Origin of the sequence: Verrucomicrobium sp. BvORR106 (assembly GCF_000739655.1) — a bacterium.
Taxonomy (GTDB): domain Bacteria; phylum Verrucomicrobiota; class Verrucomicrobiia; order Verrucomicrobiales; family Verrucomicrobiaceae; genus Verrucomicrobium.
Map to the genome: position 1 here is coordinate 16,196 of NZ_BATR01000130.1, position 25,462 is coordinate 41,657.

The 25,462-nt window shown below is 60.5% G+C and carries 21 protein-coding genes; 13 read left to right on the forward strand and 8 right to left on the reverse strand.

Annotation, left to right across the window (positions count from 1 at the left end):
- The first annotated feature begins 19 nt into the window (after nucleotides 1-19).
- Both BV106_RS24185 and BV106_RS24190 read left to right on the forward strand, forming a co-directional pair.
- Nucleotides 20-1,120 (forward strand): hypothetical protein, encoded by a 1,101-nt coding sequence (locus tag BV106_RS24185; RefSeq protein ID WP_265596030.1) that lies wholly within the window; start codon nucleotides 20-22, stop codon nucleotides 1,118-1,120.
- 228 nt (nucleotides 1,121-1,348) lie between these two features.
- Nucleotides 1,349-2,872, forward strand: coding sequence for an ammonium transporter (locus tag BV106_RS24190; RefSeq protein WP_038169132.1), 1,524 nt, complete (start codon nucleotides 1,349-1,351; stop codon nucleotides 2,870-2,872).
- A gap of 600 nt (nucleotides 2,873-3,472) precedes the next feature.
- Here BV106_RS24190 and BV106_RS24195 read toward each other — a convergent pair.
- The 5 genes from BV106_RS24195 to BV106_RS24215 all read right to left on the reverse strand — a co-directional run bounded on the left by BV106_RS24195 (nucleotide 3,473) and on the right by BV106_RS24215 (nucleotide 8,515).
- Complete coding sequence (locus tag BV106_RS24195) at nucleotides 3,473-3,910, reverse strand: Fur family transcriptional regulator (protein ID WP_038169069.1); 438 nt, start codon at nucleotides 3,908-3,910, stop codon at nucleotides 3,473-3,475.
- A 42-nt stretch (nucleotides 3,911-3,952) separates the two neighbouring features.
- On the reverse strand, nucleotides 3,953-4,432 hold the full coding sequence (locus BV106_RS24200) for a cupin domain-containing protein (protein ID WP_038169070.1): 480 nt from the start codon (nucleotides 4,430-4,432) through the stop codon (nucleotides 3,953-3,955).
- A gap of 46 nt (nucleotides 4,433-4,478) precedes the next feature.
- On the reverse strand, nucleotides 4,479-5,381 hold the full coding sequence (lipA, locus tag BV106_RS24205; RefSeq protein WP_038169133.1) for a lipoyl synthase: 903 nt from the start codon (nucleotides 5,379-5,381) through the stop codon (nucleotides 4,479-4,481).
- Between the two features lie 140 nt (nucleotides 5,382-5,521).
- Nucleotides 5,522-5,983, reverse strand: coding sequence for a type III secretion system chaperone (locus tag BV106_RS24210; RefSeq protein WP_081892197.1), 462 nt, complete (start codon nucleotides 5,981-5,983; stop codon nucleotides 5,522-5,524).
- Between the two features lie 48 nt (nucleotides 5,984-6,031).
- Entirely contained in the window at nucleotides 6,032-8,515 is a 2,484-nt protein-coding gene (locus BV106_RS24215) for a hypothetical protein (RefSeq protein WP_265596032.1), read from the reverse strand.
- A 170-nt stretch (nucleotides 8,516-8,685) separates the two neighbouring features.
- Here BV106_RS24215 and BV106_RS24220 point away from each other — a divergent pair, with 170 nt between their 5' ends.
- From BV106_RS24220 to BV106_RS24250, 7 genes are all read left to right on the forward strand, one after another.
- Entirely contained in the window at nucleotides 8,686-9,111 is a 426-nt protein-coding gene (locus BV106_RS24220; protein WP_038169073.1) for an OsmC family protein, read from the forward strand.
- A 105-nt stretch (nucleotides 9,112-9,216) separates the two neighbouring features.
- Nucleotides 9,217-10,221, forward strand: a complete 1,005-nt coding sequence (locus BV106_RS24225; RefSeq protein ID WP_051946261.1) for an ROK family protein — start codon at nucleotides 9,217-9,219, stop codon at nucleotides 10,219-10,221.
- A 3-nt stretch (nucleotides 10,222-10,224) separates the two neighbouring features.
- Nucleotides 10,225-11,790, forward strand: a complete 1,566-nt coding sequence (locus BV106_RS24230) for an HD domain-containing protein (protein ID WP_038169074.1) — start codon at nucleotides 10,225-10,227, stop codon at nucleotides 11,788-11,790.
- A 26-nt stretch (nucleotides 11,791-11,816) separates the two neighbouring features.
- Nucleotides 11,817-13,928, forward strand: coding sequence for a polyphosphate kinase 1 (gene ppk1 / locus BV106_RS24235; protein WP_038169075.1), 2,112 nt, complete (start codon nucleotides 11,817-11,819; stop codon nucleotides 13,926-13,928).
- A gap of 12 nt (nucleotides 13,929-13,940) precedes the next feature.
- Nucleotides 13,941-14,531: an RDD family protein gene (locus BV106_RS24240; RefSeq protein WP_038169076.1), complete on the forward strand. Its 591-nt coding sequence runs from the start codon at nucleotides 13,941-13,943 to the stop codon at nucleotides 14,529-14,531.
- 46 nt (nucleotides 14,532-14,577) lie between these two features.
- Nucleotides 14,578-15,489 carry a phosphotransferase gene (locus BV106_RS24245; protein WP_051946262.1) on the forward strand — a complete coding sequence of 304 codons (912 nt, stop codon included), beginning with the start codon at nucleotides 14,578-14,580 and terminating at the stop codon, nucleotides 15,487-15,489.
- A gap of 30 nt (nucleotides 15,490-15,519) precedes the next feature.
- Entirely contained in the window at nucleotides 15,520-16,368 is an 849-nt protein-coding gene (locus BV106_RS24250) for a phosphate ABC transporter substrate-binding protein (RefSeq protein ID WP_081892199.1), read from the forward strand.
- Between the two features lie 69 nt (nucleotides 16,369-16,437).
- Here the strand turns inward: BV106_RS24250 and BV106_RS24255 are convergent, their stop codons facing one another.
- Complete coding sequence (locus tag BV106_RS24255) at nucleotides 16,438-16,761, reverse strand: YMGG-like glycine zipper-containing protein (RefSeq protein WP_081892201.1); 324 nt, start codon at nucleotides 16,759-16,761, stop codon at nucleotides 16,438-16,440.
- Between the two features lie 533 nt (nucleotides 16,762-17,294).
- Here BV106_RS24255 and BV106_RS24265 point away from each other — a divergent pair.
- The 4 genes from BV106_RS24265 (at nucleotide 17,295) to BV106_RS24280 (ending at nucleotide 20,847) form a co-directional block, all read left to right on the forward strand.
- Nucleotides 17,295-19,148 (forward strand): ATP-binding protein, encoded by a 1,854-nt coding sequence (locus BV106_RS24265; protein WP_038169079.1) that lies wholly within the window; start codon nucleotides 17,295-17,297, stop codon nucleotides 19,146-19,148.
- Complete coding sequence (locus BV106_RS24270; protein ID WP_038169080.1) at nucleotides 19,145-19,807, forward strand: response regulator; 663 nt, start codon at nucleotides 19,145-19,147, stop codon at nucleotides 19,805-19,807. Before BV106_RS24265 ends, BV106_RS24270 begins: the two co-directional genes overlap by 4 nt.
- 69 nt (nucleotides 19,808-19,876) lie before the next feature.
- On the forward strand, nucleotides 19,877-20,293 hold the full coding sequence (locus BV106_RS36165; protein WP_051946264.1) for a response regulator: 417 nt from the start codon (nucleotides 19,877-19,879) through the stop codon (nucleotides 20,291-20,293).
- 161 nt (nucleotides 20,294-20,454) lie between these two features.
- Entirely contained in the window at nucleotides 20,455-20,847 is a 393-nt protein-coding gene (locus BV106_RS24280) for a hypothetical protein (RefSeq protein ID WP_265596033.1), read from the forward strand.
- A gap of 655 nt (nucleotides 20,848-21,502) precedes the next feature.
- Here the strand turns inward: BV106_RS24280 and BV106_RS24285 are convergent.
- Together BV106_RS24285 and BV106_RS24290 are read right to left on the reverse strand one after the other, a co-directional pair.
- Entirely contained in the window at nucleotides 21,503-21,703 is a 201-nt protein-coding gene (locus BV106_RS24285; protein WP_265596034.1) for a hypothetical protein, read from the reverse strand.
- Nucleotides 21,704-21,776: 73 nt separating this feature from the next.
- Nucleotides 21,777-25,166: a PVC-type heme-binding CxxCH protein gene (locus BV106_RS24290; RefSeq protein ID WP_081892205.1), complete on the reverse strand. Its 3,390-nt coding sequence runs from the start codon at nucleotides 25,164-25,166 to the stop codon at nucleotides 21,777-21,779.
- Nucleotides 25,167-25,462 lie beyond the last annotated feature (296 nt).

The following is a 25,462-nucleotide window of genomic DNA, read 5'->3' on the forward strand; positions in this document are numbered from 1 at the left end:
GCCACACCGCAGACCGCTCATGCCCGTTTTGCAGCTCGCCCTCAAGGGCTTGCTGGTCCTGCCCTTCACGCTGTCTTTCGGTCAGACCTCCCCTTCACCCACTGCCGTCTCCCCTGCCGTCAAGCAGGCGGTGGACAAGGCCTGCCGCTGGCTGATCGGCCAGCAGCGCGCCCAGGGTTGTTTCCTTGATGAAAACCGCGGGGATCCCGTGCCCCAGCACAGCGGTGCCCTCACCGCCATGGCCATCATGGGGCTCACCAGCGTGGGCCACATGCCCACTGATCCCACCCCAGAAGGCCGCGCTGTGGCCAAGGGCCTGCGGTTCATGACGGACAACATCGTCCCCAATGAAGAGGGTTATCTGGGCCAGAGCGACCGCTCCCGCATGTACGGCCACGGCATCATGACCCTCATGTACGCAGAGATGGTCGGCCAGACCCAGGATGAGGAAATGGACCGCAAGCTCCGCACCCGGGTGGAGCGTGCTGTCGAGCTCATCATGCGCTCCCAGGATGTGGTCAAAAGCGAGGCCAACCGCGGCGGGTGGCGCTATGAGCCCGGCAGCAGCGACTCCGATATCTCCGTCAGCGTCTGGCAGGTGATGGCCCTCCGCGCCGCCAACAACGCCGGAGTGAAGGTGCCGAAGAGCACCATCGACCGTGCGGTGGAGTACATGAAGCGGAGCTACCGCTCCGAGCGCAACAATCAGGGCCTTCCCGTGGACATGGAGGCCGCCTTCAGCTACGAGCCCTACGGCGGCCGGCAGACCTTCTCCACCACCGCCGCAGGCATGCTTTCCCTCCAGGTCTGCGCCCAGTATGAGGCCCCCGAAGTCATCGGCGGCGGGAACTACCTGATGAAGAATCCTCCGTCCCCTACGGAGCCCTGGTTTTATTACGGAAACTACTACTACGCCCAGGCCATGTATCAGCGGGGCGGAGACTTCGCCGCCGTAGGTCGGCAAAAGACGGAACAACTTCTGGTTGAGCTCCAACAGCCTGATGGAGCCTGGCAGCCCAGAAACGGGAATGAGCGTAGTGCTGGCCCCATCTATGCGACCGCGCTGGGACTACTCAGTTTGTCTGTCCATTACCACTTTTTGCCGATTTATCAAAAATAGTGGAAGCCCCGATTTTCTAGGGCTTCCCTTGCACCTGCGATCTAAAAAAGGTGCATCCGGCATACATACTTCTTCAACTGGGAAAAGTTGGCACGGCGTTTGCTGAATTGCGTTACGAAGGCGGCACTTGCCGGATTCATGCAACTCAACCCAAACGACACCATGCTCACAAAGAAGAAGAAGTGGACCATACTAGAAACCGTTGTCGCGGTAGCAGGCCTCGCCTGTATGACCGTCAACTCCGGGCGGGCATTTGCCCAGGATGCTCCGGCCCCGGCACCTGCTCCGGCTGAAGCGCCTGCGGCTCCTGCTCCCGCCCCGGCCGTTGAAGCCCCGGCTCCCGCACCCGCGCCTGCCGCTGCTGTGGAGGCCCCTGCAACTCCCGCGGCTCCCGCCGAAGCTGCTCCCTCTTCTGCGCCTTCAATCGAAGAGCGTCTTGCCGATATTGAGGCTTACATGAACAACGTGCCACGCGTGACCAAGGACAACTCCCTGGTTTCCGGCCCTGGCCCTGGCCACAACGCCTGGCAAATGACGAGCACCGCCCTGGTCCTTTTCATGACCCTTCCGGGTTTGGCTCTCTTCTACGGCGGCCTGGTTCGCAAGAAGAACGTCCTGAGCGTGCTGGCCCAATGCCTCGGCATTGCCGGTCTGGTCACCATCCTCTGGTGGGCAGTCGGTTACAGCCTCTCCTTCGGTGAGGGTGCTGGTGCTACCAAGGCTTTCATCGGTGACTTGAAATACAAGTTCCTTGATGGTGTGGACGCCACCAAGACCGGTGCCGGCTTCGCCTGGATCTCGGATGCCATGTGGTGCATGTTCCAGCTCACTTTCGCTATCATCACCCCGGCTCTTATCGTCGGTGCCATCGCCGAGCGCATGAAGTTCATCTCCGTGATGCTCTTCGTCACCCTCTGGATGTTCGCCGTGTACTTCCCCTTCGCCCACATGGTATGGAGCACTACAGGCTTCATGTGCGGACCTCTCAACCCTGACGCTGGCATCAAGGCCATCGACTTCGCTGGTGGCACCGTCGTTCACATGACCTCCGGTTGGAGCGCCCTGGTGCTCTGCATCATCCTTGGCAAGCGCAAAGGCTACGGCAAAGAGCCGATGCCCCCGCACAGCATGGTTCTCTGCATGGTCGGTACCGGTATGCTCTGGGTTGGCTGGTACGGCTTCAATGCTGGTTCCGCTCTTGGCGCTGACGCCATCGCATCCAACGCCTTCGCCACCACCACCCTCGCAGCAGCCGTCGCAGGCTTCGTCTGGGGTGTCCTTGAGTGGATCCTCCGTGGCAAGCCCAGCGTGCTCGGCTTCTGCTCCGGCATCGTGGGTGGTCTGGTGGTCATCACGCCTGCTGCAGGCTTCGTGACCATGAACTCCGCCGTCATCATGGGCGTGCTTGCTGGTGTGGTTCCCTACTTCGGTGTGTCAGTCCTCAAGAAGGCTCTTGGTTATGACGACGCCCTAGACACCTTCGGTGTGCACGGCATCGGTGGTACCCTCGGCGCCATCCTCACCGGATTCTTCGCCTCCGAGAAAGCCAACGCGGTCGTTGGTCCTCTCAAGGAAGGTCTCATGGTTGCCCAGCTTAAAGCAGTGGTTCTCACCATCGTCTGGAGCGTGGTTGCCACCACGGTGATCGCTCTGATTGTGAAAGTGGTGGTGGGCCTTCGCCCAACTCCTGAAGTGGAAGAAGAAGGTCTCGACATTCCCGAGCACGGCGAGGCTGGTTACGAGCTCCACTGATCTGGCGTTCGTTGATTCAACCACACTCTCTCCCTCCCTGGCCGGGGCACTGCAAAGTGCCCCGGCCTTTTTGTTGGGGGGAATCAAACGCAATGGTTCAAGCACCTTACACCAAGGGATGTGGCACGAACCTCCGACATCGCTGGCCCACATCGCAAGCAACCTCGACCTCCGCTCCCATCTCCAGTTCAGTCCTCGTACCCAGCAAGGTAGTCCAGCACTTCCCTGCGTCAGGTCAAGAGTCTGAGGCGCCCAGTCGCCGATTCTCAAGGTTGTAACGCCCAAGTACCCAAGGAGCGGCGGTTTGTGCTTGCACAACCACCGACGGTTGCCGGAGGAAGCGTGCTTCCAAGTAAGAAGTCAGCGGTAAGACCACATAGGGTGTGGTTGGTGTTTGGCGATCAAGCGCTCCGCTTCCCCTCGGCGGTTGTGCAAGCACAAACCGCCGCTCCTTGCGCGAGCCCAGGCCTGCAAAGCCCTGGAGCTCTCGCCTCACCAGCGCCTCCCATCTCCAATTCAATCCGCGCAGCCAGCAAAGTGATCCAACACTCCACTACTCCATCACTCCCCCCCCCGCATCCCCCGCATCCCCCGCCCCCATCAAGCACACAACGGGCACACTCCAAAAAACTCCAGTTCGTGGTACAACTTCTTGAACCCCGACTGCTTGGAGATCTTCGCCTCGAGCGCCTCCACCGGGCAGGCGATATCAAGCTTCTCGATCACGCCGCATTCTGTGCAAATCAGATAGTCGCTGTGCTGTCCTGGGACGTTCAGAGTGTAGTACGCGGAGCGGTCATGCAGTCCCAGCCGACGCAGGATGCCCTGCTTCTCGAGGCGCACCAGCAACCGGAACACGGTGGCCCGGTCACAACGATCCTTCAACGTGGGTGAATCCGCCAGATCCGCCAGCGTCAGCGGTTTAGCGGTGGCGATCAACAGATTGAGAAGTTCTTCAAGGGCCCAAGTTCTCCGCAGACCTGCCTCCCGGCATCGGGTGATCGTGTCTTTAAGCAGTGTGTCCTCTGGAGACGGCATAACTTCAACGTCGCAAACCTCACGCCCCTGCGCAAGCCCCACCTACTCTTCTCCCTCGTAATAATCGGCATCCGCGACCTGCACCACGCGGTAGTCCGGTTTGAGCATTTTCCTCCCCGAGCGGGGATAGGTGATGACATCCGCCCGATGGTAATCCGCCAGGACGTAGTAGACCAGCGCCTCAGCGCCCTCATCGGCGATGATCTGATGCGCTTCTCCAGGGTGGCAGATCACGTGATCTCCCGGTCCGATCGCCGTCTCAATTCCCTCACCGACCAGTCGTCCGCGACCAGAAATCACCAAGTAGTACTCCGTCTGCGCCGCATGCGAGTGGAGCGGAAAATTGGCCTTGCCCGGGGGCAGCGTCACCAGTTCCACATCAAAAGGGTGTCCCCCGCCCCACGGGCCGGTGTCCTTGATGCCACCCAGGGCGAGCGAAACATTCTGCCGCCGAAGCTCAAAGCGACCGCCCGGAGACCGGCGGTGTTCCACCGGTACCGAGTGCACGTTGACCTTCTCCATGATCTTGAGGCGTTCCAGACGCCCTCAACTCGATCCAAAAACCAACTCAATCCAGATCCAGCTCCGGCTTGAAGTCCGCAGCGTGATACGAACTGCGCACCAGCGGAGCGCTCGCCACGTGGCGGAAACCCTTCTTCACCGCGATCTGCTTGTAGTTCTCAAACGTGTCGGGGTGCACATACTCCACCACCGGCAGGTGGTTGGCAGAGGGGCGCAGGTACTGCCCCAGAGTCAACACGGTTACGCCGTGCTCCAGGAGATCGTCCATGGCCTGGAAGAGTTCCGTCTCCGTCTCACCGAGGCCCAGCATCAGACCGCTCTTGGTGGCCACCTTGCCACCCAGCTCCACGGCCATTTCCTTGGCGCGCTTCAGCACGTTCAGGCTGCGATGATACTTGGCTCGGGAGCGCACCAGCGGCGTCAGGCGCTCCACGGTCTCCAGGTTGTGATTGAAGATCTCCGGCTTCGCCTTCATCACGGTCATGAGGGCGTCGTCCTTGTCATTGAAGTCAGGAACGAGAATCTCGATGGTGATGCCGGGCTGAACCTCGCGCACCGCCTGGATCGTTCTGGCAAAGTGCTCCGCGCCGCCATCCGGCACGTCGTCACGGGCCACAGCGGTGATCACGATGTGGTTCAGCTTCATTCGCTGCACCGCCTGAGCCACCCGCTGGGGTTCGTCTGCCTCCAGGGCAAAGGGCTTGGCCGTCTTGACCGCACAGAATCCACAGGCTCGTGTGCAGCGATCACCCGCGATCATGAAAGTTGCCGTCCCCTGGCTCCAGCACTCCCAGCGGTTGGGGCACTGGGCTTCCTCACAGACGGTATGCAGGCGCAAGTCAGAAATCAGGGACTTCGTGCTCCAGAATACTGGGTCACGCGGGAGCTTCACACGAATCCAGTCAGGCTTCTTTTCCGTGTGCAGCGCAGGGTCAATCTTGGGCGTCATTGCGATGGTGATCGTACGCAGGAAGTACGGCTCCACAAGGACGGAAGGTGCGGGAAGTTCAGAGAACTGAACTTCCACACCTGACCGACGCCGTTTCCAGGTTGACTCTCAATGGCCGCGAACCCGCGGATGGGACGCCATCAAGCCCGAATCATGCTCGCCGCCAGCCCATCGTGGGCGGACTCCTGCTGGCTCCGGGGCGCAGTCGTGCCGGAGGTCGCCAGACGGGCGGTCCAGTCCTCTACGGCATCCACGAAGTGCCCCACCACCTCCGCAAAAGCGGCTCCGGTGATCCCCTCGCCCTCCAGTGTTCTGAACAAGACGATCTCCCGCTCCAGCGGGTCCACCGCCAGCACGGCACCGCCCGTTTCCGCACCAAACAGATTGCCCTCCAAGAGGATCTGGAACACGTGCTCCTTGTTTTCCACCGGCACCTTGCCAATGACCGAGTAGATCTGGAGTTTGGAGCTGCCAGGCTCATGTTCGAGGTTCAGGGTCACCGCCCCGTCGAAAACGAGACGGGCACATCCTTGATCGTCGAACTGAAGGCCGGAGATCCCCATCTGGGAACCGAGTTCTGAAAGTAGCGAAACTGCGTTCATGTGAAAGGAATGAAGAAAACGTGCTAACGATGCGACAAGACGGAGAGGCTAGTCTTTGGGCTTGAGGTTGTACTCAAATTCGGGCCGACCGACCATGGAGACCGACTTGTCCGGGGCGATGTCCATGGCGAACCCCAGGCTGAAGTGGCTCTGATCCTGCTCCAGTTCCTTGGGGGGTGAACCATCCAGCGCATAGTAGTGGGTGGCTTCGTCGACGGACTGATGATACACCGCGCGGAAGCCCCCCTCGGGCTTCTTCTCGAAGGTGAAGCTCTTATGCTCCTCCCCGCTCAGCATCACGGGCGTGCCATCTTCCAGGCGGATAAAACCGTCTACGGGTGAACCCATCGCGAGCTGGAAGCACGCCACGGTGCCTTGGTGCACATATTGCGAGACCGCCCAGAGCATCTCGTCATCATTCCCAAAGAACTCGCTCAGCCGGGTCAGCGCCTCCTTCATGGCCTCATCCTTCAGCCGGGTCACCTCGGATTCGGGCGCATCTTTAGGGATCACGGGGAACTTGTAGACGTTCTCCACGCCATCTGCGGTTTTGATCTTGAAGGCCCCGCGTTCCAGGTCGCGCTTGAAGATCGTGGAGATCCCCAACTCCTCGCCGCTGAAAAGCTTGCCTTTTTCGACTTCCGTCCCAGAGCGAGGCTCAGTCAGGGACGTTTGGAGACGTTCCAGCGCCCCATCAGGCACAGAGCCTTTGACCAGCCGGACGCCCTTTTCCAACCCCATTTCCACGCCCAACATGCCCTTGATCGCCTCGCGTGCGACGTCGGGGAGATCTCTCTGCAACGGGACTTCATCCGTCTTCTGGAGGTCAGGCAAACCGCGGCGCTCCACCTCGATCTCTACCTTCTCCTTAATCCGGGCCAGGTTCGTCCCCAGATTGGTCAGTTCCTTGGAAAGCGCATCATGGCGAAGATCCGTTTCATCGTAGCCGGCAAAGCGTGAGCCAGCATCCACCAGACATTCGCCAAAGGACTGCATGCCTTTTGCCTGGAACGCTTTGAAGACCTCCGCAAGCTCCTCATCGGAAGCCCCAGCCAGGGCGGCCGCGCCCGCCTCAGCCCGCCAGCGGTAGATCGCATCCGGATCATCCAGCTTGCGGCCCAGTTGCATCCATCCATTCCGCACCTCATCCTCCATGGTGGCGAAGTCTGTCAGCGCCGCGATCACCCCCGCGTAGTCGCCGGAGTTCACTACTTTGGCGACCAGGAGCAACCCTGCGGTGTATTGCTTCTCCAGCTCCACCTCGCGTTTCCGGATCTCGGCCGTCAGCGCTTTCTCAGGGCCGGTCACGCCGAGGGCCTTCAGTGACGACTTCAGTTGATGCAGCTCGCGGTTCGTCAGGCCAGCCAGGTCATGCGCCCCCTCTGTGAGCAGCTTCTCCAGATGTGGCTTCAGGTCCTGACGTTGGGTCTCCACCTGACCATCTTCCACCAGGTCATGGATTTCACCGTGAGACTTGAGCACCCCCAGATGGCGCGTGGTGGCGTCCAGATCCCGGATCAGCTCCCCGAGTTCTGCGGTCGTCACACTCTCGCGGCCGAGGATGCTGGTGGCTCCGGCAATGAACCCCTGCTCAGCGTCGATCTGCCTGCTCTCAACCACACGGCCAATCGTGTGGCGCACCTCAAACGTGGATGCACCCGTCCAGGTGTCTGGCGCCTGACGCAGTTCCAGCAGCGTTTCACTGCTCAGATGAGTCAGCGCATGCTTGAACTGGGCCAGCGGCACCGGCCCATTCTCCGGCGTGTTGACCAACTCACTCACCGTCTCTGTCACGAGAGCGAGCGCCAGATCCGTATTCTCGCCATACTGGCGCAGCGCGTCCTCGGCGAAGGACTTCATTTTGGCGAACTCTTCCTCCACCGGATCCCGCGTCACGCCCTCGGTGACCACCAGTTGACGCAGTTCTTCCAGCACGGGAGCGAATGCGGTCTTCGTCCTCTCGAGCACCCGCGATTGGATCTCCTGCGTCACCGCCTGTTGGATCAGGTCCAGATGGGACTTGATGCCTTCGTCGCCTGCAAGCTCACTCAGTTGAGCCTGAGCCACCCCATCACGGAGCCCCGCCAGTTCTGCAGGAGTCATGTTCTCCAAATTCACCGCCAGGCGATGCGAAAAGACCTCCGTGTACTCGCCACCCCGGCGCAGCACCGGTCCCATCACTTCTGGCAGTTTTGCCAACACACTACGAACCTTGGCTTGATCCACCGGATGATCATTGGCCTGACTCAGCGCTCCCAGCAGGTTGCCCACTTGTTTGCTCGTAGCCGCCAAACCACGGCGAAACTTGTCTTCGGTCCTCACGCCACTCGGCGTGATCGCATTCAGCACCCGGCTCGCCAGATTGCTCACCTTGTTCGCAAACTTCTGCAAGGACGCGCCAAACGAACGCGGCGCCTGGGGTTGCGCCTGTTCCACCCGGCGCTTCCCGAGTTTGCCCAGGGCGTGATCTCCGAATCCCGTATTCAACGGAGTCGCATTGAACTGGCCAATAACGGTAGGCATCGAGGGCATGGCAGGAAGAGGATCGAGTTTGAAGATCTAAGCGACGGACGAGCCGCCAACATTCCTATCACTCCCCGTTCCGCCTTCAAAGTTACGAAGTTTTCGCGAATGACGTCATCAAGCCGATCTGCAAAAAGTTGCACTTGAGCCCCGTCTGGAATGCGTATCTGATGCACCTTATGAAGCGAAAAGCATCAGCAATCTGGAACGGCGGCCTCAAAGACGGCAAAGGCACCCTCACCACGGAATCCGGCGTCCTCGACGCCACGCCCTATTCGTTCTCCACCCGGTTCGAGGGTGAGAAGGGAACCAACCCTGAAGAACTGATCGGCGCTTCCCATGCCGGCTGTTTCTCCATGGCCCTCTCCATGATCCTGGGTCAGGTGGGTCTTACTCCTGAGAAGATCGAGACCACTGCCACCATCACTTTGGAGCAAGTCGCAGGCGGTTTTTCCGTGACCGCCAGCCACCTTGATGTGACCGTCACGATCCCCGGCGCCGATGCGGCCAAGTTCCAGGAAGCGGCGGAAACAGCCAAGGCCAACTGCCCCATTTCCAAGCTCTTGAACGCGAAGATCTCGATGGACGCCAAGCTGATCGCTTGATGTTGCCCTCAGAGGCTGGCGTCAAAGTCACACCAGGACTGCGCCAGCCTCACTTGGTTCACATTGTCACTTGCCATTTGCGTTTCCCTTTGGGAAAACCACTTCATGCCAAAGAAAGCCGCCGTCCGCTCTGCCAGTCCATCATCGAAGCCATTCTGGATCGGATTTGACCTTGGGGGGACTAAGATGCTGGCCTGCGTGCTGGATGAGAATTATCAGGTGCTGGGGACCGCCCGCAAGTCCACCCAGGGCACCCAAGGAGCCGTCAAAGGCCTCAAGCGCATCGTCACCACTATCGAGGAAGCCATCCTCGCGGCGGGAGTGGATCGCAAGAATCTCCAAGGCATCGGCATCGGCTGCCCTGGCACGGTCAACTCTGCCAAAGGCATCCTCCTCCATGCCCCTAATCTGGGCTGGAACCGCGTCTCCCTCGGGCCCAATCTGACCAGGGCCCTCGGCTGTCCGGTGATGATCCTCAATGATGTGGATGCCGGCACCTATGGCGAGTACACGCTGGGTGCAGGTCGCGGCTCCCGCTCCCTGCTGGGTGTGTTTCCCGGAACCGGGCTCGGTGCGGGCTTCGTCTATGACGGCCGGATTGTGCAAGGTCGCAATGTTTCCTGCATGGAGTTGGGCAATCTCTGGCTCCCCGGCACCCACCTCGGCTCAGAGAAGCCCGGTGCCGTGCTTCTTGAAGATCTCACCAGCCGCTTGGGCATCGCCTCCGCCGCCAGCGTGGAGTGTTACCGCGGCAAGTCCCCTGCTCTCGAAGCCAAGACGGGTGCCGCGCTCAAGGAGATGAAGAGCAAAGCCCTCACCGGCTCCTATAAAGCAGGCGAACCCGGCACCGTGGCCGTCTTCGACAACTCCCTCCACTTCCTGGGCATGGGCATCGCCATGGTCGTGAACCTCCTCGGCCCAGATCACATCACTCTTGGTGGAGGCCTGGTGGAAGAGATGCCCGCCGTCTATCTCAGAAAACTTCGCGAGCATGTGGCTCACTACTCCATGCCCGAGATCTTTGCGGGTGTGAAGTTCTCCGTCGCCAAACTCGGCGGCAACGCTGTCGCCATCGGCTCGGCGGCCTGGCTGCGCAATCAACCGTCCTGATCCATGTCCCAAGTCAAGTCTCCCCCCGTCTCCCCGGTTGCCGTGGAGACTTCGGCGGTGGTGCACTTCGGTGCCACCTCCGTGACCCTCCTTGTCGGCGAGAAAGACTCCTCAGGGACAGTCTCCGTTCTCGACTACCTGGAGAAACCCCTGCCTCTGGCCAGGGACATCTTCCGGAACGGCATGGTGTCCCGGCCGGTCATGGAACAGGCCGCCACCATCCTCAAGGAGTATCAGCTCACGCTCGAGGAGTATGGTGTGCCCGCCTCCATCCTGCGCTGCTTCACCACCAACATTCTCGCGGAAGCCGCCAATCATGACATTTTCCTGAACCGCATGCAGATCACCAGCGGGACGCCGGTGGATCTCATCGATGACGGCGACATGACCCGCCTCATCTACCAGACTGCGGTGCGGCTGCTGAAGAGCAATCCCGAGATCGCCAACGCCAACACCCTGGTCTCCCACATCGGGCCCGGCAACACCCGCGCCCTGCACTTCATCAAGGGCCGCATCATTGCCTACAGCAGCTATCGCCTGGGCATCTTCCGCACGCGTGAGGCCGTGTCCCGCAGCGAGGCAGGTGCCGCACAGCATCTGGCTCACATTGAGGAACAAATCCGCGGCGTGGTGGACCACCTCGCCACGGACTACTCAGAGTCCACCCCGGACTTCCACGTGGCCATCGGCTCAGAGATCCAGTCGGCCGCTCCGTTGATTGTGAAGCCGGAGCAAGGAGCCTCCCAGATCACGCTCAAGCAGCTGGAGAAGTTCACCGAGGGCATTGCCGCGATGTCGGCTGATGAGATGGTGCGCAAGCTGCACCTGCACTACACCGGGAGTGAGGGCATGACCGCCGCCCTCCAGACCAACCTGGCGCTGGCCCGCCGATTCAACGACAAGGTCATTGTCGTTCCTGAAGGCGACTTTCAAAAAGACCTCCTCATGGATCTGCTGGCCAACAACCAGCAGACCAAGACCTTCCAGGATGAAGTGTTGCAGGCGGCACGGGAGATCGCGAAGAAGTACAAGACCGACCACCGGCATGCCGAGCATGTGGGCAAGTTGGCCCAGCAAATCTTTACGGAACTGCAAGATCTGCATGGACTGGATGCCAAGTACGAACTGCTGCTTCGCGTGGCTGCCATCCTGCACGAGACCGGCATGTTCGTTAGTGCACGGGAGCACCACAAACACAGCCTCTACCTGATCATGAACACAGAGATCTTTGGTCTCAGTGCCAAAGATCGCACCATCGTGGCCCTGCTGGCGCGGTACCACCGCCGGTACAACCCGGACAACAACCACCCGCACTTCTCCGACCTCTCGCGAGCCGACCGCATGACCATCTTCAAGCTGGCCGGCATCCTCCGCGTGGCGGATTCCCTGGACCGCAGCCATTCCCAACGTATCAAAGTCGCCCGCTTCCGCCGGGAGGCAGACTCCTTCGTCATCGAGACCCCCGGGGTCGAGGACACAACCGTGGAACAATACGCCATTAGCGCCAAGTGCGACATCTTCCAGGAGATCTACGGCTACGAAGTGATGCTGCGCTCCGCCCCAGTCTAAACTAGACCCCTTTTGCCAGAGTGAGCATGAAAACTGATCAATTCTTCAATCGTGAACTGAGCTGGCTGGCGTTCAATGAACGCGTGCTGGAGGAGGCCGCCAAGGACTCCCTGCCCGTGCTGGAGCGCGTCAAGTTCCTCGCCATCACTGCGTCCAATCTGGATGAGTTCTTCATGGTCCGAGTGGGAGGGCTTCAGTTCCTGAAGGATGCCAACAAGCGCGTGCGAGATCTGGCCGGCCTTACGCCCACGCAGCAGTTGGCGCAGATCCGGGAGCGGACCTTGCACTACATCGACACCCAGTACGAGATCCTCAACCTCCAACTGCGGCCCCTACTTCGTGACAAGGGCATTCGCCGCATGATGCCGGATGAGCTGACTCCCGGCCAGCGCACGTATCTGCACGAGTACTTCAACGAGCAGATCTTCCCTGTCCTCTCCCCCATCGCCGTGGATCCCGATGAGGAGCGCATTGCCCTGCCCGCTCTGCAGATTCTGCTGATGAGCGAAGTGCGCGCCCGTGATGAGGAGAAGGCACCGGAGACGGTCCGCTATGTGGTTTTCACCTTGCCACCCAGCCTGTCGCGCCATGTGGTCATCCCGGATGTGGAAGGTGCCACGCATTCCTACATCAATGTCGAAGATCTGGTCGAGATGTTCATCCACCAGTACTTCCCCCAGGAGCAAGTCCACGGCACCGCCCGCTTCCGCATCAGCCGCAACAGCGACATCACCCTGGACGATGAAAGCGCCCAAGATCTGGCCGCCGAAATGGAGCAGATCCTCGTGGCCCGCCAGTCCTCCAGCACCATCCGGCTGGAGATCGAGGAAGAGAGTGACGTCACCCCCAGCCTGGTCAAGGCCATCCAGAGGCTTTGTGATGTCAACTCCAGCCAGACCTACATGATCCCTGGCGAGTTGGATCTGCGCTCCTGCTTCGGTCTGGCCGCCCTCTCCGGCTTTGAGAATCTCAAGGTCGCCCCCTGGCCCACCTCGGAGATCCAGGAAGCCGAGGATGCGGAAAGCATCTTCGATCTCATCCGCGAGGATGACGTGCTGCTGCATCATCCCTACGAGTCCTTTGAGCCGGTCCTCCAGCTGGTGGAACAGGCAGCTGCAGATCCGAATGTGATCGCCATCAAGCAGATCCTCTACCGCACCGCCAAGAACAGCCGCATCATCAGCGCTCTCATCAAGGCGGCCCAGGCGGGCAAACACGTGACAGTCCTCGTGGAACTGAAGGCCCGGTTCGATGAAGCACGCAACCTTGAGCGTGCTGAGGACCTGCTCAACGCCGGTGCCCAGATCATCTATGGCGTGCGCGGGCTCAAGACCCATGCCAAGATCTGCCTCGTGCTCCGCCGCGAGTCGGGGCGCATGATGCGCTACTGCCACTTCGGCACAGGAAACTACAACGAGGCCACCTCCCGCCTCTATACCGACATCAGCTACCTCACCTGTCGGCCGGACTACGGGGCGGATGCAACCTCCTTCTTCCACACCGTCACGGGCCGCTCCCGTTTCGTCCACTTCCAGCGCATCAGCATGGCTCCCTTCGGCCTGCGGGAACGTCTGGTGGAAATGATCCAGAGCGAGACAGAGCGTGCCCGCCAGGGCGAGGCTGCCGAGATCAAGCTGAAGATGAACTCCCTGGAGGATCCGCAGATGATCCAGGAGCTCTATGCCGCCTCCAAGGCTGGTGTGAAGGTGAATCTCTGCGTGCGCGGCATCTGCTGCCTCCGCCCCGGCGTCAAGGGCCTGAGCGAGAACATCCGCGTCATCAGCATCATCGACCGGTATCTGGAGCACGGCCGCATCTTCTGGTTCCGCCAGGGGGGCAATCCCGTGGTCTTCATCGCCAGTGCGGATTTCATGAACCGCAACCTCAGCAAGCGGGTGGAACTGCTCACGCCCATTGAGGATGCCGATGCCCGCAAACGTCTGGAAGAGATCCTCGACACCCAGTTCGCAGACACCGTGCAGGCTCGCGAACTCGACAGGGATGGCGGGTATCTCCCAGTGAAAACGCTCAAACGCAAACCTCTGCGCTCCCAGGAGTACTTTGCCAAACAGGCCGCACGCCGTCACCGCCCCCGGGCGCAGTCCCCTGACTTGCTAGTGCCCCACGTGCCGAAGTAAGGTGGCCTCCCGATGAGTGACGCCCCACGCGGACTGGCACGGCAGGCCATAGCCTCCACCCCCGAAACCACCAAGTACCACACCTTCTGGCCCCGCCTGTGGGCCTTGGTGCTGGATGCCCTGATCGTACTCCCGGCCATCAGTCTGGGGGAGTACCTCATGCGTCCGGAACGCGGCTTGTCCTCGGTGATTTCAGGGCTGGCTCTCACTTCAGTCCTGCCGGTCCTCTACCGCACGCTTATGCATGCCCGCTTTGGCCAGACCATCGGGAAGATGGTGGCGCGGGTGAAGATCCTCGATGCCTCCGAATCCAAAGGCCCGTCCTTTGGGCAATGTCTGCTGCGGGATCTGCCAGAGTATCTGGTCACCACCTTGACCGCCTATCATGTGATCGAGCTGTGCCGGGGTGGCATCTACCAACCTGAACAGCCGGACCGCAGCACCTTCGCCCAGGCGCTTGATCTCAGCTACATCACCTGGTGGTTCGCTGAGGCCATGGTGCTCTCCGCCAACTTCCGCCGCCGCGCTCTTCATGACTGGCTCGCGGGCACCGTCGTGGTCAAGTGTCCGCCCAAGCGCAAGAGTCTCGCTCTCAAGGTCTGACATCCCAGTGGCATCGGCACGGGTTTCGTGCCCTAGTATCGCACTCATGTCGTCCATCGACCTCCCCACCCGCGCTGCCACCGAGACCGCTCAAGCACACGGCATTCAGCCTGATCGTTGCGACATCCTGCAGAATGCCAGCACCCTGGTGCTCCGGCTGACAGAGAATCTCGTGGCGCGCGTCGTCACCGATGTGGACGGGCCCCGAAAGGGCGGAGAATGGTTCGCACGGGAAAATGCCATCGCCGCCCATCTCACGTGTCACGGTGCACCCGCGATCCCCCTCCATCCGGATCTGCCTCCCGGCCCTCACGAGCATTTGGGTTATACCCTGAACTTCTGGAAGTTCGTCAACATCATCGACGAGCCCCCCACCAACGAGGACATAGGCCGCACGATGCAGCAGTGTCACGCCATCCTGAGCATCTTCACGTCCCCCCTCCCCAGTCTCGCCATCGTCAGGGAAAGCATCGATCTTTTGCAGACACTCCGGGACAGGGCGCTTCTCCCAGTCTCCACCATCGAGATGCTCCGGGCCCATCTGGAGGAAGCCCTGCAAGTTCTCGCCCACTACCCCCAGCAGGCGCTGCATGGCGATGCCCACCCCGGCAACCTCCTGAACACCACAGACGGTCTCCTCTGGACCGATTGGGAGGACGCCTTTGCCGGTCCGGTGGAGTGGGACGTGGCCTCTTTCATCTGGAATCCCCTGCTTCTGGACAACGACGTCAGAACTGCGAACGAAATCGTCGCGGCCTATTGTCGTGCTGGAGGCACCCTCAACCTTGAGGCCATGAACCAATGCCTGATCGCCCGCGCCGCCGTCATCACAGCGTGGTATCCTGTCCTCTACCCGAATCCCAACGCGGACCGTCAAAGCAAGCTGGAGCGCCGCATTCAGTGGCTGGAAAGCATTTCGTCACACGGAGGCAATGACTTCGGCTTGATCCTGCCCTGACGGCCCTCATCAATCCCACTCGCTTCGACTATGAAGACTTGGCTCTTGCTGGCAGCAGTCGCTCTATGTAGCGCAACCGTTCCAGCCGCGGAACCGATTCGGATTCGCGGCTCTGACACCTTGGGTGCGAAGCTGGTGCCCCTCCTCTGCGAGGGCTACCGGCGTGCCCATCCCGAACTTCGTCAGGGGTTCGACATCGCCGCTGAGGGCTCCGGCACGGCCTTTAACGGACTGTTGGAGGGCAGTGCGGATCTGGGAATGAGCACGCGTCTGATCAGGTCCGAGGAGTCAACAGCCTTTGCCACCAAGGGGCTGAAGCTCGACCGTATCACCCTCGCGATCGATGCCTTCGCCATCGCTGTCCACGAGTCAAATCCCGTATCCAATCTTACCTCTTCGCAGCTTGAAGGGGTCTTCACCGGTGACCTGACCCATTGGAACCAAGTCGGAGGCAAAGATCTGCCGATCACCGTGCTCACTCGCAACACCTCCTCGGCGAGCTACAAAGACTTCAGCGCCTTGGACATGTCGGGTCGTGCGTACGCAAAGGCGGGCGAGCTATTGAGTTCAGCGGATCATCCCGCGCACACTCTCGCCAACCTGCCAGCAGGCATCACTTACCTGCCGATTGCCTACGCCAAAGCTTCACGCATCCGAATTCTGCCCATCAACGGCAAGCCTTTCGACCCGGCCCAACCATTCGAATATCCTCTGATCAGGCCCTGCTACTTTTACATTCGCAATGACGTGTCCCCCGCAACCAAGGCATTCGCAGAATGGTGTGTGACCTCGCCCGAGGCGCAAAAGATCGTGGTCACCGCAGGTTTCTTCCTCCCCAGTGGCGCGACACCTGAGCAAAAGAAAACCGGCACCCGCTAGGGAACCGGTTTTCCAAACAACACAACAACAACTTAGCCTGGCAACTGAAACTGGCTGAGGGCTCACACCTCAATAGTAATATCTGTCATCGTAGTAGTGCCCGCGGTTCGCGTAGTAGCGGCGGCGGTCATAGTTCCGCTGGTCTTGGGAATCACCGATCATGTTGCCACCCAGGGCACCCAAGGCACCGCCGATGGCTGCGCCTTCCAGACCACGACCACTCTGGTGACCGATGATGCCGCCCACGGCGGCCCCACCCAGACCACCCACGACGGTGCCGGTCCGGGCGTTCGGGCCAGATGCGCAGGAACTCATCATGACGGCCGCGAGAGCCACGGCCCCGAGGGCAGGCATGCGATGAAATAGCTGGGAACGAAAGGAGGGGGTTTTCATGATAAGTCGGGGGTTGGATTGGGGCGACTGGCATCGCTTCCATGTTCAGCGCGGTTCGAGTCCGGATTCCCACCACTGGCGGACTGAGGGCTCAGCTCCGTGGGAAAGGTTTTGGTCTCCGTGGCGGAGCTGCCAGGACGCACGAAGTCAGGCAGGAAACTGGGGAACTCACGGTGAACGGATTTGATGAATCGCATGCCCTTTCCAGTGCAATGCGCATGCCATCTTCATATCACAAGTCTCAAGCGACTCATAGTGAGCCACTTAGCATGCAAGCGCACACCATGCCGCTTCCGGCAAATTGCTCTCAGGACGAAGCAATTGGCACGGTCTCGCGTGCAGTTTGCAAGATGCTTCCTCGACGCCGGGAGAATTGTCCGGTACTTTTGGCGATCTGCCATAGTCGCAGTGATTTTTGTCATTCCCGCGGCGAGGAATTTGGTGTTTAGAGGCCTGTGACGATGGGTGTTGCCCTGGCCAACTCTACTTCGAGACTTATCCGATGGACGGGCTCTTTCAGCCGGTCTTCCGGCTTGTTGGCACTTGCCTGTGCGGCCCCCTGGGTACTGGCGGCAGAGGAGTTGCCCGAGGCCCGGCTGGCCACCACCTCCACCTTTGTCTGGCAGGCCCGCTCAGATACCTCATGGGCCACCGGACTGGTCGCGGCGCTGGGAGCGGGAGCCATCGCTGGTTATCTCGTTCATCGGGATCGGCGCAAGCGATTCGAGATCGCTCTGGAAGGACGACTTCGAACTGAGAAGTTTATCTCTGAACTGTCGGTCTCTTTGATCAACGTATCTGCCGATCAGGTCGATCAAGTGGTCATCAGCGCGTTGGAGCGGGTGCGCAGCGCCATGTCCATCGAGCATTGCCTCCTGTTTACCTGCATTCTGAAGGCAGAAGACGTGGTGATCACCCATGAGGCAGGCGACTTGCAACGCCCCCCGCTGTCGGAAATCAACGGTTCCACCTTCCCTTGGCTCCTCTTTCAACTCGCAAAAGGAGGGACCATCCGGATGCATGACATTTCGCAAGACCTCCCTCAGGAGGCGGAACGCGAGCGGAAGGCTTGCGATGAGCATGGCCTCAAGTCCGTGTTGATCATTCCGTTGCGAACGACTGACACCGAGGTGCGCGGCATCGCCTACGCCACGACCGGTGAAACCCGCCAGTGGGCAGACGATCTGACATCAAGCCTCCAGTTGATTGGGGATGTGTTGCTTTCTTCCCTCACGGCCAAGCAGGCAGAGACCGCGCTGCGCCAGACGGAGACCAGCATGACGCTGGCGGCAGAGTCGGCCATGCTTGGATTCTGGCGCTGGTATCCTGACGAGAACCGCTCGTGGTTGACAGATCAGGCCAGGGCCATCTACGGCTTCGACAAGGATACCCGCGGCACTCACGCAGACTACCTGAAGCGCATCCACCCTGAAGACCGCGCGGCAGCGCTGGCGCGCTTTGCCCGGGCCATCAAGCTAGATGAGAGCTTTGAGCACGAGTATCGCCTGCTGTTTGCGCAGAACGAGATTCGCTGGGTGGTCGTGAGAGCACGCTTGGTGCGCAAGCCCAACGGCCGCCTCCAGGAGATCGTCGGCGTCAGCATCGACGTCACCAAAGATCGCGAGCAGGAGCTGCGCATGCACCGCCAGCACGAAGAAATGGCGAGGCTTGGCCGGGTGGCCGTGATGGGAGAAATGACCGCCTCGCTGGCTCATGAACTCAATCAACCCCTCACCGCCATCGTCACCAACGCCTCGGCGGCACGTCGTTTCATGAGCCGGGACAACCCCGACCCTGAGGTGATGAACGACCTCCTGCAGGACATCACGACCGCAGGCCAGCGGGCTGGGGAAATCATCCGGGGCATTCGCAGCATGGTGAAGCCCGGCGGAGCCGGCAGGGAGGCATTGGACGTGAACAACCTGATCTCTGAGGTCCTCCGCCTCATGAAGACGGACATTATGGCTAAATCGGGCTCGGTGGACTTGGATCTGGCTCCACAGCTTCCTCAGATCAATGCCGTCGCCGTCCAGTTTCAGCAGGTGCTGATGAACCTGCTGATGAACGCACTGGAGGCCATGCAGCAGTTGCCAGTCAGCAGCCGGAGGATCACCATCTCCTCCAGCAGTCCCGGTGATGATAGCGTGAGCATCACCGTCCGCGATCTCGGGTCCGGGCTGCCCAAAGACGTTCCCGGCCGCCGTCTGTTCGACCAGTTTTACTCTACCAAACCCGATGGCATGGGCATGGGCCTCGCCATCGCCCGCTCCATCGTAGAAGGCCACGGCGGCACCCTCGAAGGCTGTGACCACCCCGATGGCGGCGCCAAGTTCACCCTCACTTTACCCATCCGAAGACCCGCACCGCCCAGCTCCAGGCCTGCATGAAATCCAACTCCTCCCCGCCCGTCGTCTATGTGGTGGATGACGACGAACTCGTCCGCCGAAGCCTGCAGCGACTGTTCATGTCGGCTGGTCACGATGCCCTCACCTTCCCCAGTGCGGAGAGCTACCTCAAGCAGGAGTTGCCCACCCGGGCAGCCTGCCTCGTGCTCGACCTCCAAATGCCGGGCCTGAACGGCTTTGCCCTGCAGGATGAGCTCACGGCCCGCGGTTCGCATGAGGGCATCGTCTTCATCAGCGGTCACGGTGACGTGCCAGCCTGTGCCCGGGCCTTGAAACAAGGTGCCGTGGACTTCCTGATGAAGCCCTTCGGAGACGACCAGCTGCTGGCATCGGTGGACGAAGCGCTCGCCTACTCCGAGCGCGCCCTGAAGCAGACCCTGAGCAAACAAGGCGTGCAGGAACTGCTGGCCACCCTCACCCCACGGGAGCTGGAAGTCCTGCGGGGGGTCATCGCAGGCTTCCTGAACAAGCAGATCGCCGCAGATCTGGGGACCACCGAGAAGACCGTCAAGGTGCATCGCGGCAGGGTCATGGAAAAACTGGAGGTCCACTCCGTCGCCGAACTCGTTCGTAAGTGCGCTGTGATCGGACTCGAACCCGGTCAAACAGGAGCCGGCCGTGAAGAAGCCTTCTCCTCCTAGATCTGCTGAACCCAGTTCAGTTTCAACCCGCTCCCCCTCTTTCCCCGAAAAACCCAAGCATCGGTCCTTATGATGACCCGCTTCCCCAACCGTGCCCAGGCTCCCGAGACTCCGATCTGCGTGGTCGAAGATGACCCGACCGTCTTGAGGGCCATTTCCTGGCTGCTCGCGGCAGAAGGCTACGACATTCTCGGGTTCAGTCTGCCGCAGGAGTTTCTCACCCACGTCAGCTCCAACTCAGTGCCGCTGGTGGTACTTGATGTGTGGATGGAAGGAATGAGCGGGCTGGAGGTGCAGTCCCGTCTGCGGTCCATATCCCCGACCACAAAGGTCATCATCATGACCGCCAACACGGATCCCGCGACCCGCTCCCAGGCCGAGGCTGGCGGTGTGGCCGCGTTCTTCGTCAAGCCCTTCGACACCGACTCCTTCGTTCAAGCAATCGCCACCATGGTGGGGACGCAGAAGGCAGCCAAGCTCATGTGACCCCTCCCAGGCATTGGACCAAGGTCCAATAGCGACGAGGTACGCAGCACCGCATATTGCGGGCGTTGAAGCGGGTCCTTCCATCGTTGTCATTGCTCCGCACCCCTCTCACCCTGGTGGGAGCGGGCCTTGGCGCAGTATCAGCGTTCATCGTCCTCACGATGGCCCCAAAACTCGCGGTGTTGCCTCTCGAGGCACTTCAGCCGAACACGGCTTGGGCCTTTGGCTTGGTGGGAGTCGTCTCCACCTTTGGTGCGGGCATCTGGCTGCTCAAGTCCCCTCGTCAGGGCCACGAAGAAGTTTCCTTCCGGGAGCTCCGTGACGCCTGCTCCCAGAATGACGCTCTGGCCGTCTTTGCCGCGCACACCCGCTGGCTGGCCACTTTGGAAATCGAGCCGGACGCCTCCTCGGAGTTGGATTTGTTTGAGCCTTTCTCGGAGTGGGAGGAAATGCAACTCGCTGCGGAGGATGCCTCATCTCATTGGACGGCAGACCAGTTCCTGAGCGTGCTGGAGCTACAGCGCGCCTCGTATTTGGGCGAGCGTCGCGCCTGAGTTCAGGCTGCCAAGGGTGCTTGTGCGTGGGGCAGAAGCTGAAGCCACGATGAATGCATGCTGCTGTACCTCCGGGCCCTGTTTTGGCCCATTTATTCAGATTTCTGAATCAGTATTGGACCAAAGTCCAATACCATTAAACTAGCTAATAGGATAGAGTGAGGCATCAGTTTGAAAGAAATAAATCATCACTCCGCCACCGAATGTCCCCTTCCCCAAAAGCCGCAAGCTCCCGCCGCCTGAATGGTGTCGGTCTCTGCTCGGGCATGGGAAGTGAATGGGACGCTGGTGCGGAAGTCACAATTTCAGCACGGGCAACGCAACTAGAGTATTCCGAAAACCAGCTGTAAGGAGTCAACAGCTTGATCTTGGATGGGTCTTGGAGATTGGAAACAGGTTGCGTTGCCCGGCGCTGAACCCTCAAAAGCGAGGGACCTGGGACGAGTTGGAGCCCAAATGCGGCAGGCCATGAAGATGAGCCTCATCGTGACGCACAGAGTTCATGGCTAGCTGTTTTCCGGGCCTGAAAGGCCCAAAGAACCCAGCCCACGGGCGGAAGCCGCAAAGCGGACAGAGCCCTGGGTATATGAGTTCCCTCAAGTTGCGGCCTGAAGGGGCCGCGATTAGCAGAGACGCGATCGTCGAACTGCGCCCCCTAATTGAGCACGCTGTCGAACCACATGTCCGTGCGCTCCTGACGGGCCTGAATGCGCGCTTTGCGGCGGTCCATCTTGGCCTCATACTTCTCATTGCGCTGCTTCAGCTTGTAATAGTACTCCGAGTCATCCTTCGTGGTCGAACAGGAGGGAAGAACAACGCAGGCCAGCAGAAGCATGAGAATAACTCGGAAATTCATGCGCATGAAATACAATGTCCGGGGCTGGAAGTAAATGTTTTGGTGAGGGTCCACCACCACTGAAAACAGGATGTCACTTGGGTGAGCCGCTGGACTTGGATTCCTTCTTGGAGGAGCTCCCCTGTAGGCTGGCCAGATAGGCTACCAGATCGCGGACCTGACGCTTGTTGAGCATGGCGCTCATCGGCGGCATGACCGAGATCGGGTCGGTCTTTGACTCAACCTGGGCGGTATCGATCTTCTCCAGAGCACCATCCGCCAGTCGCAGTTGAAGCGTCGAGGAGGTGTAGGCCACCAACGTACCTGTCAGCGTTTTGCCGTCCTTCAAAGTCACCGTCATAATCCCAAAGCCCGGAGCAATCGTCTTGGAGGGCGTGACCAACGCTTCCAGCAAGTAGATCCGCTCCTTTTGCTTGCCGATGAGGTTCAGGGCCGGCCCTACCGTGCTACCTTCTTTGCTCTCGAACTTGTGACACGCCATGCAGTTCGCCGTGAGATTCTGAAGGGCAATTTCCTTGCCCGACTTCACATCTCCTCCTTCGAGGCATTCCTCATAGGCAGCTGCGGTGCCGACTTTGTCCGCCATGGACTTCTCATAGGCGGCGAGTCGTTCCTCAAGCGACGGAGCGCTACTGCGACGAGATTGACAGGCCTCGATGAGGTCGAGCAGCACAGCAGGCGGAACCTTGCCACCCTTGCCCGACTTCCACGCGTCCCATTGCTCGGCCAACGCCTGGTCACCATCTTCCAATTGCACGCGTCCCAGCATCGCCAGCGCTTTCTGCTTCTCTAGGGTGGTCCCGTTTTTGTACAGCTTTTTCGCTTCGGCTGCGGCTTGAGCACGATCACGCAGCAGGACGTTGTCCAGCGCCGCCACTCGGAGCAACTCTGGAGACTTTGCCCCCAGAATGGCGTCCAACGTTGCCACCAAATCATCCGAGCCTGGGTGCTGATCTGCAAGCAGACGGAGCGCCTCCACTCTCACCTCGGGACTGGCGCTTTCTTCCATCACGGCGACTTTCGCTACACGGGACTCCACGGGCACCCGATGGATGGTGAGCAACTGAACCACCTTGGCCTTGAGCTCCTTCTCCGCGAGGTTCATGAGGGGGTCGATCTTCGCCAGCGCAGCGGTCGCCAGCGTCTTGGGGTCTGCAGAGCCCACAATCACCCGGTACCGTCCGTCCACACGATCGAGGACCGGTGGATCATTCCAGACGATGGCCAGTTCGAGGGCTTCGACTCGCAGCGCGACCGGCGCATCCGCGCGGAGCGCATACGTCAGCAACCGCTCGGCATTCTCCTTGCTGCCAATGCGCAGGCAGGCATTGAGCGCCCGCCGGGTCACCGCGTCCGGCAGTGCGGTGTTCAGATCCAGCAGCTTGACCAGTTGCGGCAGGGCAGCCACGATGGACTCGTCATCGTAAATGGCGCGGGCAGCTTCGGACGCAATCTTGGGATCAGGATCTTTGAGGAAACCTGCCACGTCAGGGTGGCTCAGACGGCGAAGAGCGAGCAGACTCGCCATCCGCACCGCGCGGTTGGGATGGGCGGCGGCACCCGCCAGGGCATCCGGTGACGTGCAACCCACCAGGCCCACCACACAGGCGTGGCGAATCCAGGGATCGAGGTCTGCATTGGATGCGGCCAGTTGGATAAGCGGCAGCGTGGCCACGCTGGTCTTGCACTTGCCCAAGGCAATGGCCGCATGGAATCGCACCCGGGGATGAGGGTCAGACAGGAGAGACACCAAGTGGCCGCTCTGGGGATCGTGGGCTGCGGCGTCGCCCATCACGCGGGCCGTGAGCGCCCGGATTTCAGGATCCTGGTCTTGGGTCAGATCATCGAGAATGGTGGTGGCTGCATACTTGCCAGCGCGCATCAACTGCCCCAGTCCCCACAGGGCATGCAAGCGGGCCAGACGGGACTGCTTCTTGTCGAGAACCACCGTTTCCAGAGCCTCATGAGCGCCCCGCTTTGCCAGCGCAAACTGCGCCCCACGGCGGACTCGCTGGTCAGCATGACCCAGAAGTGCGGAGAGTGCCGGCACCTCGCGGTTCTCAAAGCCAGCCTTCAAGATCGAGGCGGTTTCCAGGCGGTCCGACTGCCCTTCCCCGGCGGGATCATCCACGGTCCACACGGCACCGATTTCGTTGAGCGGATAGTCCCCACCCCAGTCCACCATGAACAGTTTTCCAGACGGAGCCCAGCTCATGCCGATGCCCATGACGCCACTGGCCACCGTCTTGTCTTCTTTCAGCCCAAAGGAGGCTCCTTCCGGAGTCACCCGCATGGCATTCATCTTGCCAGAGGGGAACTGGTTCAGGAAAAACGTATCCTTCCAGCCACGCGAAAGTGCCGTGCCGGGATTGTACGCAAAACCCGCGGGGCCGTCGTGGGAGCTGGCCAGAGGCGGGGTGATGTACTCTGGCTGGGAGGCATGCAACGGCTGCCACAGGCCTTCATCCACCCACGGGCAGTAGCCCTTCATGTACTGAAAGCTGCAACGCCAGCCCGAGTCACTCTGCTCTGTGATGTACACGAGCCGTTCCTTTTCGTCAGGTTTGTCCGCATCGTTGTCCACGCCAAACAGATTGCCGAAGTCGTCAAAGGCGACCTCCTGCACGTTGCGAAGACCGTGCGCAAAGATCTCGAACCCGCTGCCATCGGGTTCGCACCTCAACACCGCCCCCTGGTGCGGTGCCGCGGCCCGCTTGCCTTCCTTGGTGATGACGTTGGTGCCCTTGTCACCGATCGTCCAGTAGATGCGACCGTCCGGCCCCACGCACAAGCCGTGCATGTCGTGGCCAGCATAGGCGATGTGATGGCCGAAACCATGCGCGACGATTTCGCGCTCGTCCGCCACGCCATCGTCATTGGTATCCCGAAGACGCCATAGGTCCGGAGCGATGGTGCAGTACACCCAGCCGTCATGCCAGAGGATCCCGGCGGCGATCCCGGTGACCTCGGTGTTGAACCCTTCCGCAAACAGTGTCCTCTTGTCCGCCACTCCGTCGCCATCGCTGTCTTCGAGGCGGTAGATTCTTTCGGAATGCACGGTCAGATCCTTCCAGTCGATCGAGCCATCACCGTTGTGGTCCTTGAGACTCCCCTCGGGCTTCAGCATCTTCCCTGGTGCCAGCACTTCATGGTAGAAAGCCTGCTTCTGCTCGATGCTCTCCAGGCGGACGTCACGGGGTATCCATTGGGTATGCTCCCGGATGTCAAGATCCGCCACCTTGCGGCGCGTCGTCTGCGTCACGTAAACCCGCCCCTGAGGATCAACCGTGCAGGCCACTGGATCCGGCACGTTGATGTCTCCAGACCATTTGTGGAGTTTGAGTCTGGAGGAGCCAAGGGTTGACTGCGCCTCTGCATTGCCAGCACCGCCCAAGGCAAGCAAGGCGAACGCTAAAGCAGCACTGGTCGTGCCCAAGGGGTGCAGGAATCGAGTCAAAATCATGCACGAGGTCTTTCACCTCTTTTTGCGCATCACGCAACCAGCGTAAACTCAACAATTGTCCGGAGGGAGTACAAAAACGGGCCTCAAATTCCCTGACCAGGCAGTCAGGGTGGCGGCATTCGTTGGAGAAGGAATGAGCCCCTGGGTGCGCGCAATCACCCTAACACTCCGCGCCACTCGCACTCGAACCCGGAGGGTTCACCATGAATAGCCATGCGGTGAAGCGAGCGCAGCGAGTGAAACCCATGGAAACCGGACTGCAGAAACTCTACCGCGGAGCGGTAGGCCATCAGCGC